The sequence below is a fragment of the Escherichia sp. MOD1-EC6819 genome (assembly GCF_002965765.1).
Lineage (GTDB): Bacteria > Pseudomonadota > Gammaproteobacteria > Enterobacterales > Enterobacteriaceae > Escherichia > Escherichia ruysiae.
On the sequence record NZ_PTRG01000015.1, the window covers coordinates 70,445 to 85,663 of the forward strand.

Sequence of the window (15,219 nt, forward strand, 5' to 3'; positions counted from 1 at the left end):
CGATAATTCCGCTTTCCGGTGCCGTGATCATCTAATCCAACCAGCCCCAGACAATACGAATGGCTATTTGCCTCGTTTTGCTGCCATCATCGCTTTCAGATTCGCCAGATGGTTTTGCCCTTTCTGCATCCGTTCTTCGGCGCTGACCACTTTGCGCTCTTGTTCCCAAATCAAGTCATCCTGCGGTAATTCCAGCAGGAAGCGGCTCGGCTCCGGACGTACCAGCTCACCGTACTGACGACGCTCTTTACACAGCGTAAAGGTCAACTCTTTCTGGGCGCGGGTGATGCCGACATAGGCCAGCCGCCGCTCTTCATCGATATTGTCCTCGTCGATGCTGCTTTGGTGCGGCAAAAATCCTTCTTCCATACCGACCATGTAGACATAAGGAAACTCCAGCCCTTTTGACGCGTGCAGAGTCATCAGTTGCACCTGATCAAGCTCTTCGTCACTCTCGCCACGTTCCATCATGTCGCGCAGAGTAAAGCGCGTCACCACCTGGGTGAGCGTCATCGGCTCATCCAGTTCGCTACCTTCCAGCATCTCCGTCATCCAGCTAAATAACTGGTTAACGTTCTTCATGCGCATTTCGGCGGCTTTCGGGCTGGGTGACGTTTCGTATAACCAGGATTCATAATCCATCCCGTGGATCAGATCGCGCACTGCGGCGATAGGCTCCCGCTCCGCCAGTCGCTGGATTTCCGCCAGCCAGTGAGTAAATCGGGTCAACGCTTCATAACCACGTCCACTCAGTGTCTGACTCAACCCCATATCAAAGCTGGCGGTAAACATACTTTTATTACGCGTCATCGCCCACTCACCCAGCTTTTTCAGCGTCGCCGGGCCAATCTCTCGCTTCGGCGTGTTAACGATACGCAGGAACGCACTATCATCGTCCGGGTTAGTCAGCACACGCAGATAAGCCAGTAAATCCTTGATTTCCGGACGGGAGAAGAACGAAGTACCGCCGGATATTTTGTACGGAATGCGGTTTTGCATCAGAAATTTTTCAAACACCCGTGACTGATGGTTGCCGCGATAGAGAATGGCGTAATCTTTGTACTGTGTTTTGTTGACGAAGTGATGCGCAATCAGCTCACCTGTAACGCGCTCGGCTTCATGTTCTTCGTTATTCGCGCTTAAAACTTTTAGCTCCGCGCCATAGCCTAGTTCGGAGAACAGACGCTTTTCAAAGACGTGCGGGTTATTGGCGATCAGGATGTTCGCCGCTTTCAGAATACGCCCGGAAGAGCGGTAGTTCTGCTCAAGCTTAATCACCTTCAACGTTGGGAAATCCTGGCTCAACAGCACCAGGTTTTGCGGACGTGCGCCACGCCAGGAGTAGATCGACTGGTCATCATCGCCCACCACGGTAAAGCGAGCGCGGCTGCCCACCAGCAGTTTCACCAGCTCATACTGGCTGGTGTTGGTATCCTGATACTCATCCACCAGCAGGTAGCGAATCTTGTTTTGCCAGCGTTCGCGTACTTCCACATTGCGTTGCAGCAGCAATGTCGGCAATAAAATCAGATCGTCGAAGTCGAGAACATTGCACGCTTTCAGGTGCGCATCATACAGCCCATAACAATGGGCAAAAATGCGATCCCGCTCGCCTTTTGCCTCTGCCGCCGCCTGCGCAGGAGTTTTGAGATCATTCTTCCAATTAGAGATGGTTGAAATCAGCTGTTGCAGGAGAACTTTGTCATCTTCAATCAGTCCTTCGGTCAACTCTTTGAGCAAAGCAAGCTGATCGGTATCGTCAAACAGCGAAAAGTTCGCTTTCATCCCTAACGCTGCATACTCGCGTTTGATGATATCCAGCCCCAGCGTGTGGAAGGTGGAGATCATCAGGCCACGAGCCTCTTTGCGCCCCAGCGTCTGCCCGACACGCTCTTTCATCTCGCGCGCTGCTTTATTGGTAAAGGTCACCGCTGCGATATGTCGCGCCTGATAACCGCAGTCACGGATCAGATGGGCGATTTTATTGGTGATCACACGAGTTTTACCGGAACCCGCGCCCGCCAGCACCAGGCAGGGGCCGGTAACGAATTCGACAGCTTGTTGTTGGCCGGGGTTTAGACGCATAGAAAAATCGCTCAATGAAAGTCGGGAGGGGGAAATAACAGCGTGGTAGTATAGCCAGCCTCATCCTTACCACTCAAGGCACGATCATGGCAAAAACAGCAGCAGCACTGCATATCCTTGTAAAAGAAGAGAAACTGGCTCAGGAACTTCTGGAGCAGATCAAGAACGGCGCCGATTTTGGCAAGCTGGCGAAGAAACATTCCATTTGCCCGTCAGGCAAACGCGGCGGTGATTTAGGGGAATTTCGCCAGGGTCAGATGGTTCCGGCGTTTGATAAAGTGGTGTTCTCTTGTCCGGTGCTGGAGCCAACCGGCCCGCTGCATACCCAGTTCGGGTATCACATCATTAAGGTGCTGTACCGCAACTAACAGCAAGGCCTTCTCCCGGAGAAGGCCTTGAGTGTTTTCTCCCTCTCCCTGTGGGAGAGGGCATCAGCGCACACTTAACCCGCAACAGCAATACGTTTCATATCCGTCATATAGCCACGCAGTTTTTTACCTACCTGCTCAATTGCATGGCTGCGAATCGCATCATTTACATCACGCAGTTGCGCGTTATCTACCGCACCTTCTGGAATAGCTTTACCCAGATCGCCCGGCTGCAGCTCTGCCATAAACGGTTTCAGCAGCGGTACGCAAGCGTAAGAGAACAGATAGTTACCGTATTCTGCGGTATCAGAGATAACCACGTTCATTTCGTACAGACGCTTACGGGCGATGGTGTTGGCAATCAGCGGCAGCTCATGCAGTGATTCATAGTATGCCGACTCTTCAATGATGCCGGAATCAACCATGGTTTCGAACGCCAGCTCAACGCCTGCTTTCACCATCGCGATCATCAGCACACCTTTATCGAAGTACTCCTGCTCGCCGATTTTACCTTCATACTGCGGTGCGGTTTCGAACGCGGTTTTGCCGGTCTCTTCACGCCAGGTCAGCAGTTTCTTATCATCATTAGCCCAGTCTGCCATCATGCCAGAGGAGAATTCACCGGAGATGATGTCGTCCATATGTTTCTGGAACAGCGGCGCCATGATCTCTTTCAGTTGTTCTGACAGCGCATAAGCACGCAGTTTCGCCGGGTTAGAGAGCCTGTCCATCATCAGGGTGATGCCGCCCTGCTTCAGGGCTTCGGTGATGGTTTCCCAGCCGAACTGAATCAGTTTTTCTGCATATGCCGGGTCGGTGCCCTCTTCCACCAGCTTGTCGAAGCACAGCAGAGAACCAGCCTGCAACATACCGCACAGGATAGTTTGCTCGCCCATCAGGTCTGATTTCACTTCCGCAACGAAAGAGGATTCCAGAACGCCGGCACGATGACCGCCTGTTGCTGCCGCCCAGGCTTTAGCGATCGCCATGCCTTCGCCTTTCGGATCGTTTTCCGGGTGAACGGCAATCAGCGTCGGTACGCCGAATCCACGTTTATACTCTTCACGCACTTCGGTGCCTGGGCATTTCGGCGCAACCATTACTACAGTGATGTCTTTACGGATCTGCTCGCCCACTTCGACGATGTTGAAACCATGCGAGTAACCCAGCGCAGCGCCATCTTTCATCAGCGGTTGAACGGAACGCACTACGTCAGAGTGCTGCTTGTCCGGCGTCAGGTTAACCACCAGATCCGCCTGCGGGATCAGTTCTTCGTAAGTACCTACCTTAAAACCGTTTTCGGTTGCTTTACGCCAGGACGCGCGCTTTTCGGCAATCGCTTCTTTACGCAGAGCGTAGGAGATATCGAGACCAGAATCACGCATGTTCAGGCCCTGGTTCAGACCCTGTGCGCCGCAGCCGACGATGACCACTTTTTTACCCTGAAGGTAGCTCGCGCCGTCAGCGAACTCGTCGCGCCCCATAAAGCGACATTTGCCCAGTTGTGCCAGCTGCTGGCGCAGATTCAGTGTATTGAAGTAGTTAGCCATGGTGATTCCTCGTGATGTTGTGCTTCTTATTGTTCGGTTCGCTGTTGAGCGAGAATGTCACCACATTACAACAGGAAATTTATTGCGGAAATTGATATATTCACAACGTCATATTGCAATTTCTGCAACGTCATAACCGGGGGTTAAGCCTGTGGATTTACGCGACCTGAAAATGTTTCTGCATCTGGCGGAAAGCCGCCATTTTGGCCGTAGCGCGCGGGCAATGCACGTCAGCCCCTCCACGCTTTCCCGACAGATTCAGCGCCTGGAAGAAGATCTCGGCCAACCGCTGTTTGTGCGCGATAACCGCACGGTAACGCTGACGGAAGCGGGCGAAGAGCTGCGTGTTTTCGCCCAGCAAACGTTGTTACAGTATCAGCAATTGCGCCACACCATCGACCAGCAAGGGCCGTCCCTCTCTGGCGAATTACATATTTTCTGTTCGGTGACTGCCGCTTACAGCCATCTGCCGCCGATTCTCGACCGATTCCGCGCGGAGCATCCATCGGTGGAAATTAAGCTCACCACCGGTGATGCGGCGGATGCAATGGAAAAAGTGGTTACCGGAGAAGCGGATCTGGCGATTGCCGGGAAGCCGGAGACTCTGCCAGGCGCGGTGGCGTTTTCGATGCTGGAGAACCTGGCGGTGGTGCTGATCGCGCCCGCGCTGCCCTGCCCGGTGCGTAATCAGGTCTCAGTAGAACAACCGGACTGGTCGACGATTCCCTTCATCATGGCCGATCAGGGACCAGTACGCCGCCGCATTGAGTTGTGGTTTCGACGCAATAAAATCAGTAACCCGATGATTTACGCCACGGTTGGCGGGCATGAAGCGATGGTATCGATGGTGGCACTTGGCTGTGGCGTGGCGCTGCTGCCGGAAGTGGTACTGGATAACAGCCCGGAGCCAGTGCGTAATCGTGTGATGATTTTAGAGCGTAGCGATGAGAAAACGCCGTTTGAGCTGGGCGTTTGTGCGCAAAAAAAGCGGCTACATGAGCCGCTGATTGAGGCGTTCTGGAAGATTTTGCCGAACCATTAACCCGCCAAAAAGAACCTGAACGCCGGGTTATTGGTTTCGTCGTGGCAATCGTAGCCCAGCTCATTCAGCCGGGTTTCGAAATCCGGTTCATGATCGCCCAGCTCGAACGCTGCCAGTACACGCCCGTAGTCGGTGCCATGACTGCGATAGTGGAACAAAGAGATATTCCAGTGCGTCCCCAGCGTGTTGAGGAAGCGCAGCAGCGCGCCCGGTGATTCCGGGAATTCGAAGCTGTAGAGGCGTTCCTGCAACGGATGCGATGGACGCCCGCCAACCATATAGCGCACATGCAACTTCGCCATTTCGTCGTCGGAGAGATCAACCACGCTGTAGCCGCCGTCGCTGAGCATCTGCAAAATTTCTTTGCGCTCTTCAAGGCCGCGACTTAAGCGCACACCGACAAAAATACAGGCATCTTTAGCATCAGCGAAACGGTAGTTGAACTCTGTGACCGAGCGCCCGCCAAGCAACTGGCAGAACTTCAGAAAGCTGCCCTTCTCTTCCGGGATGGTCACCGCCAGCAACGCTTCACGCTGTTCGCCCAGTTCGCAGCGTTCCGAGACGTAGCGCAGACCGTGGAAGTTCACGTTGGCTCCAGAAAGAATATGCGCCAGCCGCTCACCGCGAATGTTGTGCTGAGCGATGTACTTTTTCATCCCCGCCAGCGCCAGCGCGCCAGACGGTTCCGCCACTGCGCGCACATCTTCGAATAAGTCTTTCATCGCTGCGCAGATGGCATCGCTATCGACGGTGATGATGTCGTCGAGATACTCCCGGCACAAACGGAAGGTTTCGTCGCCGATGCGTTTTACCGCAACACCTTCGGCGAATAGCCCCACGCGCGGCAGATCAACCGGATGACCCGCATCCAGTGCCGCTTTCAGGCAGGCTGAATCTTCCGCTTCTACCGCGATCACTTTGATTTGCGGCATCAGTTGTTTGATCAACACAGCCACGCCCGCCGCCAGGCCACCGCCACCAACCGGCACAAATACGCGGTCGAGATGGGCGTCCTGCTGGAGCAGTTCCAGCGCCAGCGTGCCTTGCCCGGCGATCACCATCGGATGATCGAACGGCGGCACCCAGGTGAAGCCCTGCTGCTGCGACAGTTCGATTGCTTTCGCTTTCGCTTCATCAAAGTTCGCGCCGTGAAGCAGCACCTCACCGCCGAAGCCGCGCACCGCGTCGACTTTGATGTCGGCGGTAGCGGTTGGCATGACGATGAGCGCCTTCACACCTAACCGAGCGGAGGAGAACGCGACACCTTGCGCATGGTTACCCGCCGAGGCGGTGATCACACCGTGCGCTTTCTGTTCTTCCGTCAGACCTGCCATCATGGCATATGCGCCGCGCAGCTTGAAGCTGTGCACTGGCTGGCGGTCTTCGCGCTTCACCAGTATCACGTTATCAAGACGCGACGACAGTTTTTCCATTTTCTGTAGCGGCGTGACCTGTGCCGCTTCATAGACCGGCGCACGTAGCACCGCTCTTAAATATTCGGCACCTTCCGGGGCGCCTGACAGGGGTTGCGAGTCAGCCATTATTAACCCCCCAGTTTCGATTTATCGCGCACCGCACCTTTGTCGGCGCTGGTCGCCAGGCTGGCGTAGGCGCGCAAAGCAAAGGAAACCTGACGTTCACGGTTTTTCGGCGTCCAGGCTTTGTCGCCACGGGCTTCCTGCGCTTCACGACGCGCCGCCAGTTCGGCATCGCTTACCTGCAACTGAATGCCACGGTTCGGAATGTCGATGGCGATCAGGTCACCATCTTCAATCAGGCCAATGCTACCGCCGCTCGCCGCTTCCGGCGAGACGTGGCCGATGGAAAGACCAGAAGTGCCGCCGGAGAAGCGTCCATCGGTGATCAGCGCACAGGCTTTGCCAAGACCCATCGATTTCAGGAAACTGGTTGGATAGAGCATTTCCTGCATCCCCGGTCCGCCTTTCGGGCCTTCGTAGCGAATAACAACCACATCGCCAGCGACAACTTTACCGCCAAGAATCGCTTCTACCGCGTCATCCTGGCTTTCGTACACTTTCGCCGGGCCAGTGAATTTGAGGATGCTGTCATCGACGCCTGCCGTTTTAACGATGCAGCCATTTTCCGCGAAGTTACCGTAAAGTACCGCCAGGCCACCGTCTTTGCTGTAGGCGTGCTCCAGCGAGCGGATGCAGCCGTTTGCGCGATCGTCATCGAGAGAATCCCAACGGCAATCCTGCGAGAATGCCTGTGTAGTGCGGATTCCAGCCGGGCCAGCGCGGAACATATTTTTCACCGCATCATCCTGAGTCAGCATGACATCGTATTGTTCCAGCGTTTGCGACAAGGTCAGGCCGAGTACGTTTTTCACATTGCGATTCAACAACCCGGCACGATCCAGTTCGCCGAGAATACCGATCACGCCACCAGCACGATGAACATCTTCCATATGGTATTTCTGGGTGCTCGGCGCAACTTTGCACAACTGCGGGACTTTACGCGAAAGTTTGTCGATATCACTCATGGTGAAGTCGATTTCCGCTTCTTGAGCCGCCGCCAGCAGGTGAAGAACCGTATTGGTAGAGCCGCCCATCGCGATATCCAACGTCATGGCGTTTTCAAACGCCGCTTTACTGGCGATATTACGTGGCAGTGCGCTTTCGTCGTTTTGCTCGTAGTAACGTTTGGTCAATTCAACAATGCGTTTACCGGCATTGAGGAACAGCTGCTTACGATCCGCGTGGGTTGCCAGTAGCGAGCCGTTGCCTGGCTGCGACAGACCCAGAGCTTCGGTCAGGCAGTTCATCGAGTTAGCGGTGAACATCCCGGAGCAGGAACCACAGGTTGGACAGGCCGAACGTTCAACCTGATCGCTCTGGGAGTCAGAAACTTTCGGATCTGCCCCCTGGATCATCGCATCAACCAGATCAAGCTTGATTAACTGATTGGATAGTTTGGTTTTCCCGGCCTCCATCGGGCCGCCGGAAACAAAGATCACCGGAATGTTTAATCGCAGGGAAGCCATCAGCATCCCTGGGGTGATTTTGTCGCAGTTGGAGATACAGACCATCGCATCGGCACAGTGAGCGTTGACCATATACTCAACAGAATCAGCGATCAGTTCGCGAGACGGCAGTGAATAAAGCATCCCCCCGTGACCCATGGCGATCCCATCATCCACCGCAATGGTGTTGAATTCTTTGGCAACGCCGCCAGCCGCTTCAATTTGTTCAGCGACCAGTTTACCGAGATCGCGCAGATGGACGTGCCCCGGTACAAATTGAGTGAACGAGTTCACAACAGCGATAATCGGCTTACCGAAATCAGCGTCGGTCATTCCAGTGGCGCGCCACAGCGCACGAGCACCCGCCATATTACGACCATGAGTGGTGGTGGCGGAACGGTACTTAGGCATACTTTATTTACTCCCAGTGTCTGTCTCGTAAATGGGACGGTGCGTGCCGTCCCATTTTTTGTATTTATTGATTAACCTGATCCAACCAGCCCCATTTATCTTCGGTTTCGCCGGTGAAGAGGCCGAAGAAGGCTTGCTGGATGCGTTTGGTGACCGGGCCACAACGGCCTTCGCCCACCTGAATACCGTCGACGCTGCGCACTGGCGTAATTTCAGCCGCTGTACCGGACATAAACACTTCATCTGCCAGATACAGCGATTCACGCGACAGCACCTGCTCACGCACTTCAATTCCCAGTTCTTTCGCCAGTTTGATGATGGCGTCACGGGTAATACCCGGAAGCGCGGAAGAGGTGAACGGCGGGGTGAACAGCACGCCGTCTTTCACTTCAAACAGGTTTTCGCCTGCACCTTCAGAGATGTAACCATTCACATCCAGCGCGATACCTTCCTGATAACCGTGGCGGCGCGCTTCGCTGCCAACCAGCAGGGAAGAGAGGTAGTTCCCCCCCGCTTTCGCAGCGGTTGGAATGGTGTTTGGCGCCGCGCGGTTCCAGGAAGAAACCATCGCGTCGATCCCCTGCTCCAGTGCTTCCGCGCCCAGATAAGCTCCCCACGGGAAAGCGGCAATAATCACGTCGGTGGTGTATCCCGCTGGTGGGTTAACGCCCATGCCAACATCACCTACGAAGATCAGCGGACGGATATAGGCGCTGGTGAGATTGTTTTTACGGATCACTTCGCGGCAAGCTTCCATCAGCTCATCAATGCTCTGCGAAACCGGGAAGCGGTAAATTTTGGCAGAGTCATGCAGACGTTGCATATGCTCACGATGACGGAATACAACTGGACCTTTATGCGAGTCGTAGCAACGGATGCCTTCAAAAACCGAGGTGCCATAGTGCAGCGCATGCGACATCACATGCACCTTCGCGTCTTCCCAGCGAACCATCTCCCCATTGAACCAAATGTAATCAGCTTTCTTCGTGGTCATTTTTATATTCCTTTTGCGCTCAGGCGCGGATTTGTTGTGATGTGGTTGTGCTCTGGCAGATAGCAACGTGTGCGACGTCTACCAGTTTATTTAACTGACTAAACAGTAAGTCGACCGAACGCGGGCTGGCAACGGTCAATTCAATATTTATATTTTGTGCATCGCTGGCGGCAGCCATATTCATTGAGCAGACGTGGAAACCACGATGACGCACCACGCGTAAAACACGTTCTAAGGTTTCTGGATTGAAGCGAGCCGATACATTGACCTGATGTTGCATCATGATAATTTCTCCAACATTTCTGAATTACTGGCGCCAGGCGGCACCAGCGGCCAGACGTTCTCAAGTTCGTCGATTGAGACATGAAGCAGGTATGGCCCATCACTGTTCAGCATGGTGTCGAGTGCCGCTTCAACCTGGTCTTTACGGGTGATGTGTTGGCCAGGGATGCCGAAGGCGCTGGCTAACATGAGGAAATCTGGGTTATCGGTAAGGGTGGTTTCGCTATATCGTTCCTGGAAAAACAGTTGCTGCCATTGTCGAACCATCCCTAACCGCTGGTTATCGAGTAAGACAATTTTCAACGGTAACTGCTTGCGTTTTACGGTGCCCAGCTCTTGTACATTCATCATGAAAGAACCGTCACCGGAGATACAAACGACAGTATCGTTCGGTCGCGCGACTTGTGCGCCAACCGCCGCCGGTAAACCGAAGCCCATAGTGCCTAAACCGCTTGAAGTGATGAAATTTTCCGGGCGAGTGTGGGCGATGTGCTGCGCAGCCCACATCTGATGCTGCCCCACATCCGTGGTCACAACGCAATCCGCAGGTTTACGATCCGACAGTTGTTTTAACAACAACGGCGCGTAGATAGCGTCTCCAGGATGATCGTAACGCCAGGCATGTTCACTACGCATTTGTGCGCAGTATTGCTGCCATTCATCGATATTTAACGATTGCTGTAACGCAGGCAACAGCATGTTTAAATCGCCTTGTAATGCCACATGCGCCTGACGCAGCTTGTTCATTTCTGCCGGGTCGATATCCATATGGATAACACTGGCGTGTGGTGCGAAGGTGTTAAGTTTGCCGGTAACCCGGTCATCAAAACGTGCTCCAACGGCGATCAGCAGGTCACATTCCTGCACCGCGAAGTTCGCCGCTTTGGTGCCGTGCATCCCCAGCATCCCCAGATAGTACGGATAATCCGCATCGACTGCGCCCAGCCCTTTCAGCGTGCAGGTGGCAGGCATTTTTGTGGCAGCGAGAAATTCATGCAGAGCAGGAACCGCCTGCGCCATACCCACGCCGCCGCCAACATACAGCATCGGTTTTTGCGCTTTTACCAGCATCTGGCGCGCTTGCTCGACTTCGGCATGTGGGAAAGTCACTTCGTTTTCAACGGTGGTGAACCAGGGTTCCAGATCGCCGCAGGCTAACTGGATATCTTTAGGGATATCGACCAGAACCGGACCGGGACGACCTGAGCTGGCGACATCAAACGCTTCGGCCATGATGCGTGGTAATTCTTCCAGCGACTGCACCAGGAAGCTGTGTTTGGTACAGGCTAACGACAATCCCAGGACATCAACCTCCTGAAATGCATCGGTGCCGATGAACGGTGCAGATACCTGACCGGTGATGGCAACGACAGGGATGGAATCTAACAGCGCGTCCGCAAGTCCGGTGATCAGGTTGGTTGCGCCAGGGCCAGAAGTGGCGATGCACACGCCCGTTTTACCGGTAGCACGGGCATAACCGATAGCCGCCATTACCGCGCCCTGTTCATGCCGGCACAGCAAGTGTTCTACGCCACCGTCATACAATGCATCGTAAACAGGCATAATTGCGCCACCCGGATAACCGAAAACGGTGTTCACACCCTGTGCCCGCAAAGCATGTACCACCCACTGTGCGCCATTCATAGTTAGTTCCCCGTCCTGAATGTTGAGAAACAGAATTTTGTGCTGTTATTCATTGCCTGCTCCTCGATTATGTTTTTAAGGTCAAAAAAAACCCCCGAACCTTTCGGTGCGGGGGTCTTAGTTCGTTAAGGCTTGATCTCTAAGCCTTTCCTCGTCCAAGTGCAGCCCCGCACGGTGGGATAATAATCACCACCACGCTAATCACGACCAGGCTAATCACTCGTAGAAGGGCTGTCATTTTGTCTTTTCTTGCATCTTGTTCGAAGGAATGCCTAAAGAGTTACCATAGATTTTGCGAATAGCACAAGATATTTTTTGGCCGCTTTTTATGACTCTCATAATAATTTCTATAAAAACCATTGTTTTTTATATAAAAATTTGTGAGTGAAAAAAATTCAATTTCCGTATAATTCTCGCGCTCTTCGAGTGGCAGTTTTTTGTGCTTTTTATTTTTGCGAGAGTGATTCCATCACTAATACAACTCAAATTACTTTGCACAAATAAACGGGAATCAGCCGCTAAATAACACAATTTCGCAGACTACAGCAGGGATCTCTTATGTTCATAATGGTGACTTAAGGAGGACTTATGTCACTGTCAATTGTTCATACCCGCGCAGCCCTGGGAGTCAATGCTCCCCCAATCACTGTTGAGGTACATATCAGTAAAGGTCTACCCGGCTTAACGATGGTGGGCTTACCAGAAACAACGGTGAAAGAAGCTCGCGATCGCGTGCGCAGCGCCATTATCAATAGCGGATATGAATATCCGGCGAAAAAAATCACCATCAACCTTGCTCCAGCCGATCTGCCAAAAGAAGGGGGACGATATGATTTACCTATCGCCATTGCGTTGCTGGCGGCCTCAGAACAGCTTACAGCCAATAAGTTAGATGAATATGAATTAGTCGGAGAACTGGCGCTTACAGGCGCTCTGCGTGGCGTTCCAGGCGCAATCTCCAGTGCAACTGAAGCCATTAAGTCGGGCAGAAAAATTATCGTCTCGAAAGACAACGAAGATGAAGTGGGGTTAATTAACGGTGAAGGATGCCTGATAGCCGATCATCTGCAGGCTGTCTGTGCATTTCTGGAAGGTAAACACGCTCTCGAACGCCCGAAACCAACTGATGTAGTATCCCGTGCATTACAACATGATCTCAGTGATGTTGTCGGTCAGGAGCAAGGAAAGCGAGGACTGGAAATTACTGCTGCTGGCGGACACAACCTTTTATTGATTGGACCGCCGGGAACAGGCAAAACGATGCTCGCCAGCCGTATTAATGGCCTGTTGCCAGATTTAAGCAATGAAGAAGCACTGGAGAGTGCCGCAATATTAAGCCTGGTAAATGCCGAATCAGTGCAAAAACAATGGCGGCAGCGCCCGTTCCGCTCACCGCACCACAGTGCGTCGTTAACTGCGATGGTGGGCGGTGGCGCAATTCCCGGGCCTGGTGAAATTTCGCTGGCGCATAACGGCGTACTTTTTCTTGATGAACTACCTGAATTTGAACGGCGTACACTGGATGCCTTGCGGGAACCCATAGAGTCAGGGCAAATCCATCTTTCACGCACACGAGCAAAAATAACCTATCCAGCCCGTTTCCAGCTTGTTGCGGCGATGAATCCCAGCCCAACAGGACATTATCAAGGGAACCATAACCGCTGCACGCCGGAACAAACGCTGCGTTATCTCAACCGACTCTCCGGTCCCTTTCTTGACCGCTTTGACCTCTCACTGGAGATCCCGCTACCGCCACCCGGTATTTTGAGCAAAGCGGTCATTCAGGGGGAAAGCAGCGCCACCGTTAAACAACGCGTAATGGCCGCCAGAGAGCGCCAATTTAAGCGGCAGAATAAACTGAATGCCTGGCTGGATAGTCCGGAAATACGACAATTTTGCAAGCTTGAGAACGAGGACGCACAGTGGCTGGAAGAAACGCTGATCCATCTGGGATTATCTATTCGTGCCTGGCAGCGGTTACTGAAAGTATCAAGAACCATAGCTGATATTGATCAGTCTGACGTCATCACACGTCAGCATTTACAAGAGGCCGTAAGTTATCGGGCTATCGACCGTTTGCTCATCCATTTGCAAAAACTGCTGACGTAAAAAAAGGGCATTTCGCCCTTTTTATTAATCGTCGGAATCGGTGTAGTCTTCAGCACCTTCGACCTGCGGTTTACCGCCGGAAAGAGTGTGAAAACGTTTTGGACGCTTGATACGCGTCATATACTTGGACCACACGCGTTCTGCTTCTGTCACTGGCTCACGTTCGCCACGGCATACTGCTACGAAGAGTTTCTCTTCCTCGGTAACCGGCTCGCGTTTGCCGAGATCCAGCTCATTGAAGGCATAACCATGACGTTCAAGCAGTTGTGCCTCTTTGATGGTGAAATCACCATGACGAGAGAATCCACGTGGATAATGTTTATTGTCGAAATATCGATTAGTCGTCGTAAAGCTTTCCGCCATCCTGCACGCTCCTAATTCTTTGACCGAGCTAGTTATGGCGCGGAGTATTAGTTACGCTTGACAGAGTGTAAAACAAAACATTTAAATCATAACGACAAATAATTTTGCGGAGAGCACTGTGGATACGGAATTGTTAAAAACTTTCCTGGAAGTTAGCCGAACGCGTCACTTTGGCCGAGCGGCTGAATCGCTCTATCTGACCCAGTCAGCAGTGAGCTTTCGGATCAGACAACTGGAAAATCAGCTGGGTGTGAATCTTTTCACCCGTCACAGAAACAATATCCGTTTAACCGCTGCCGGTGAAAAGCTGTTGCCTTATGCAGAAACACTCATGAGCACCTGGCAGACCGCTCGTAAGGAGGTAGCGCATACCTCACGACATAATGAGTTTTCTATCGGTGCCAGCGCCTCGTTGTGGGAATGTATGCTTAATCAGTGGCTGGGGCGCTTGTATCAAAATCAGGATGCCCATACAGGCTTACAGTTCGAAGCGCGAATTGCCCAACGGCAGTCTCTGGTAAAACAGTTGCATGAACGCCAGCTTGATCTTCTTATTACTACTGAAGCGCCCAAAATGGATGAATTTAGTAGTCAGTTACTGGGGCATTTTACTTTAGCACTCTATACCAGTGCCCCTTCTAAGCTAAAAGGTGAGCTTAACTATCTCCGTCTGGAATGGGGGCCGGATTTTCAACAACATGAGGCTGGTTTAATCGGTGCTGATGAAGTTCCAATGCTAACAACCAGTTCTGCTGAACTGGCACAGCAACAGATTGCGATGCTTAATGGTTGCACATGGCTACCGGTGAGTTGGGCACGTAAGAAAGGTGGGCTACATACCGTTGTCGACAGCACAACTCTTTCACGTCCTCTTTATGCTATATGGCTGCAAAATAGCGATAAACACGCGTTGATTCGCGATCTATTGAAAATTAACGTGCTGGATGATGTGTATTAATCAAAATAGCCGGCAAGGATGCCGATGGAAGGATTTACTTCGAAGAGGGTTATTTCAGACAAAAAAAATCCTTAGCTTTCGCTAAGGATGATTTCTGGCAGGGGCGGAGAGACTCGAACTCCCAACACCCGGTTTTGGAGACCGGTGCTCTACCAATTGAACTACGCCCCTAATTAGGGTGGCGGAACGGACGGGACTCGAACCCGCGACCCCCTGCGTGACAGGCAGGTATTCTAACCGACTGAACTACCGCTCCACCGAATTCTTTTACAACCACCAGTTTTATGACCGGCTTACTGCTTAATTTGATGCCTGGCAGTTCCCTACTCTCGCATGGGGAGACCCCACACTACCATCGGCGCTACGGCGTTTCACTTCTGAGTTCGGCATGGGGTCAGGTGGGACCACCGCGCTACGGCCGCCAGGCAAA

The 15,219-nt window shown here is 52.7% G+C and carries 14 protein-coding genes, 2 tRNA genes and 1 rRNA gene; 4 read left to right on the forward strand and 13 right to left on the reverse strand.

Annotated features, from left to right (window positions below; genetic code table 11):
• Positions 1–63: 63 nt before the first annotated feature.
• Positions 64–2,085, reverse strand: coding sequence for a DNA helicase Rep (gene rep, locus A7Z06_RS19310; RefSeq protein ID WP_001238850.1), 2,022 nt, complete (start codon positions 2,083–2,085; stop codon positions 64–66).
• 86 nt (positions 2,086–2,171) lie between these two features.
• Between rep and ppiC the strand changes: the two genes are divergently transcribed.
• Positions 2,172–2,453, forward strand: coding sequence for a peptidylprolyl isomerase PpiC (gene ppiC / locus A7Z06_RS19315; RefSeq protein ID WP_001140260.1), 282 nt, complete (start codon positions 2,172–2,174; stop codon positions 2,451–2,453).
• A gap of 74 nt (positions 2,454–2,527) precedes the next feature.
• Here the strand turns inward: ppiC and ilvC are convergent, their stop codons facing one another.
• Positions 2,528–4,003, reverse strand: coding sequence for a ketol-acid reductoisomerase (gene ilvC, locus A7Z06_RS19320; protein WP_000024944.1), 1,476 nt, complete (start codon positions 4,001–4,003; stop codon positions 2,528–2,530).
• 151 nt (positions 4,004–4,154) lie between these two features.
• Between ilvC and ilvY the strand changes: the two genes are divergently transcribed.
• The gene (ilvY, locus tag A7Z06_RS19325) at positions 4,155–5,045 is read left to right on the forward strand and encodes an HTH-type transcriptional activator IlvY (protein ID WP_000365757.1); all 891 of its coding nucleotides are present in this window, start codon (positions 4,155–4,157) and stop codon (positions 5,043–5,045) included.
• On the opposite strand, the gene ilvA is transcribed toward ilvY, so the two are convergent.
• From ilvA to ilvL, 7 genes are all read right to left on the reverse strand, one after another.
• Complete coding sequence (gene ilvA / locus A7Z06_RS19330) at positions 5,042–6,586, reverse strand: threonine ammonia-lyase, biosynthetic (protein ID WP_105279543.1); 1,545 nt, start codon at positions 6,584–6,586, stop codon at positions 5,042–5,044. The genes ilvY and ilvA overlap by 4 nt on opposite strands.
• A 2-nt stretch (positions 6,587–6,588) precedes the next feature.
• Entirely contained in the window at positions 6,589–8,439 is a 1,851-nt protein-coding gene (gene ilvD / locus A7Z06_RS19335) for a dihydroxy-acid dehydratase (protein WP_001127424.1), read from the reverse strand.
• 64 nt (positions 8,440–8,503) lie between these two features.
• The gene (gene ilvE, locus A7Z06_RS19340) at positions 8,504–9,433 is read right to left on the reverse strand and encodes a branched-chain-amino-acid transaminase (RefSeq protein ID WP_000208524.1); all 930 of its coding nucleotides are present in this window, start codon (positions 9,431–9,433) and stop codon (positions 8,504–8,506) included.
• Positions 9,434–9,452: 19 nt separating this feature from the next.
• Complete coding sequence (gene ilvM, locus A7Z06_RS19345) at positions 9,453–9,716, reverse strand: acetolactate synthase 2 small subunit (protein WP_000983255.1); 264 nt, start codon at positions 9,714–9,716, stop codon at positions 9,453–9,455.
• Positions 9,713–11,359 (reverse strand): acetolactate synthase 2 catalytic subunit, encoded by a 1,647-nt coding sequence (ilvG, locus tag A7Z06_RS19350; RefSeq protein WP_001012640.1) that lies wholly within the window; start codon positions 11,357–11,359, stop codon positions 9,713–9,715. The genes ilvM and ilvG overlap by 4 nt, the downstream gene beginning before the upstream one ends.
• A gap of 2 nt (positions 11,360–11,361) precedes the next feature.
• A complete protein-coding gene (ilvX, locus tag A7Z06_RS19355; RefSeq protein ID WP_101687388.1) occupies positions 11,362–11,412 on the reverse strand; it encodes a peptide IlvX in 51 nt (16 codons plus the stop codon).
• Between the two features lie 86 nt (positions 11,413–11,498).
• A complete protein-coding gene (gene ilvL, locus A7Z06_RS19360; protein WP_001311244.1) occupies positions 11,499–11,597 on the reverse strand; it encodes an ilv operon leader peptide in 99 nt (32 codons plus the stop codon).
• Positions 11,598–11,947: 350 nt separating this feature from the next.
• Here ilvL and A7Z06_RS19370 point away from each other — a divergent pair, with 350 nt between their 5' ends.
• The gene (locus tag A7Z06_RS19370; RefSeq protein WP_000058999.1) at positions 11,948–13,468 is read left to right on the forward strand and encodes a YifB family Mg chelatase-like AAA ATPase; all 1,521 of its coding nucleotides are present in this window, start codon (positions 11,948–11,950) and stop codon (positions 13,466–13,468) included.
• 24 nt (positions 13,469–13,492) lie between these two features.
• Here A7Z06_RS19370 and maoP read toward each other — a convergent pair whose 3' ends face one another.
• Positions 13,493–13,831, reverse strand: coding sequence for a macrodomain Ori organization protein MaoP (gene maoP / locus A7Z06_RS19375; protein WP_000841001.1), 339 nt, complete (start codon positions 13,829–13,831; stop codon positions 13,493–13,495).
• 118 nt (positions 13,832–13,949) lie between these two features.
• On the opposite strand from maoP, the gene hdfR reads away from it, so the two are divergent.
• A complete protein-coding gene (gene hdfR, locus A7Z06_RS19380; protein ID WP_000379261.1) occupies positions 13,950–14,789 on the forward strand; it encodes an HTH-type transcriptional regulator HdfR in 840 nt (279 codons plus the stop codon).
• 95 nt (positions 14,790–14,884) lie between these two features.
• On the opposite strand, the gene A7Z06_RS19385 is transcribed toward hdfR, so the two are convergent.
• The 3 genes from A7Z06_RS19385 to rrf form a co-directional block, all read right to left on the reverse strand.
• Positions 14,885–14,960: transfer RNA gene (locus A7Z06_RS19385), tRNA-Trp, on the reverse strand.
• Between the two features lie 8 nt (positions 14,961–14,968).
• Positions 14,969–15,045: transfer RNA gene (locus A7Z06_RS19390), tRNA-Asp, on the reverse strand.
• Positions 15,046–15,099: 54 nt separating this feature from the next.
• A 5S ribosomal RNA gene (rrf, locus tag A7Z06_RS19395) occupies positions 15,100–15,215 on the reverse strand.
• Positions 15,216–15,219 lie beyond the last annotated feature (4 nt).

What these genes read in the sequence shown, in the direction of transcription:
- ilvC (WP_000024944.1), bottom strand. Translation starts at nt 4,003, where the DNA reads ATGGCTAACTACTTCAATACACTGAATCTGCGCCAGCAGCTGGCACAA.
- ilvM (WP_000983255.1), bottom strand. Translation starts at nt 9,716, where the DNA reads ATGATGCAACATCAGGTCAATGTATCGGCTCGCTTCAATCCAGAAACC.
- ilvD (WP_001127424.1), bottom strand. Translation starts at nt 8,439, where the DNA reads ATGCCTAAGTACCGTTCCGCCACCACCACTCATGGTCGTAATATGGCG.
- rep (WP_001238850.1), bottom strand. Translation starts at nt 2,085, where the DNA reads ATGCGTCTAAACCCCGGCCAACAACAAGCTGTCGAATTCGTTACCGGC.
- ilvL (WP_001311244.1), bottom strand. Translation starts at nt 11,597, where the DNA reads ATGACAGCCCTTCTACGAGTGATTAGCCTGGTCGTGATTAGCGTGGTG.
- A7Z06_RS19370 (WP_000058999.1), top strand. Translation starts at nt 11,948, where the DNA reads ATGTCACTGTCAATTGTTCATACCCGCGCAGCCCTGGGAGTCAATGCT.
- ppiC (WP_001140260.1), top strand. Translation starts at nt 2,172, where the DNA reads ATGGCAAAAACAGCAGCAGCACTGCATATCCTTGTAAAAGAAGAGAAA.
- ilvA (WP_105279543.1), bottom strand. Translation starts at nt 6,586, where the DNA reads ATGGCTGACTCGCAACCCCTGTCAGGCGCCCCGGAAGGTGCCGAATAT.
- maoP (WP_000841001.1), bottom strand. Translation starts at nt 13,831, where the DNA reads ATGGCGGAAAGCTTTACGACGACTAATCGATATTTCGACAATAAACAT.
- ilvE (WP_000208524.1), bottom strand. Translation starts at nt 9,433, where the DNA reads ATGACCACGAAGAAAGCTGATTACATTTGGTTCAATGGGGAGATGGTT.
- ilvG (WP_001012640.1), bottom strand. Translation starts at nt 11,359, where the DNA reads ATGAATGGCGCACAGTGGGTGGTACATGCTTTGCGGGCACAGGGTGTG.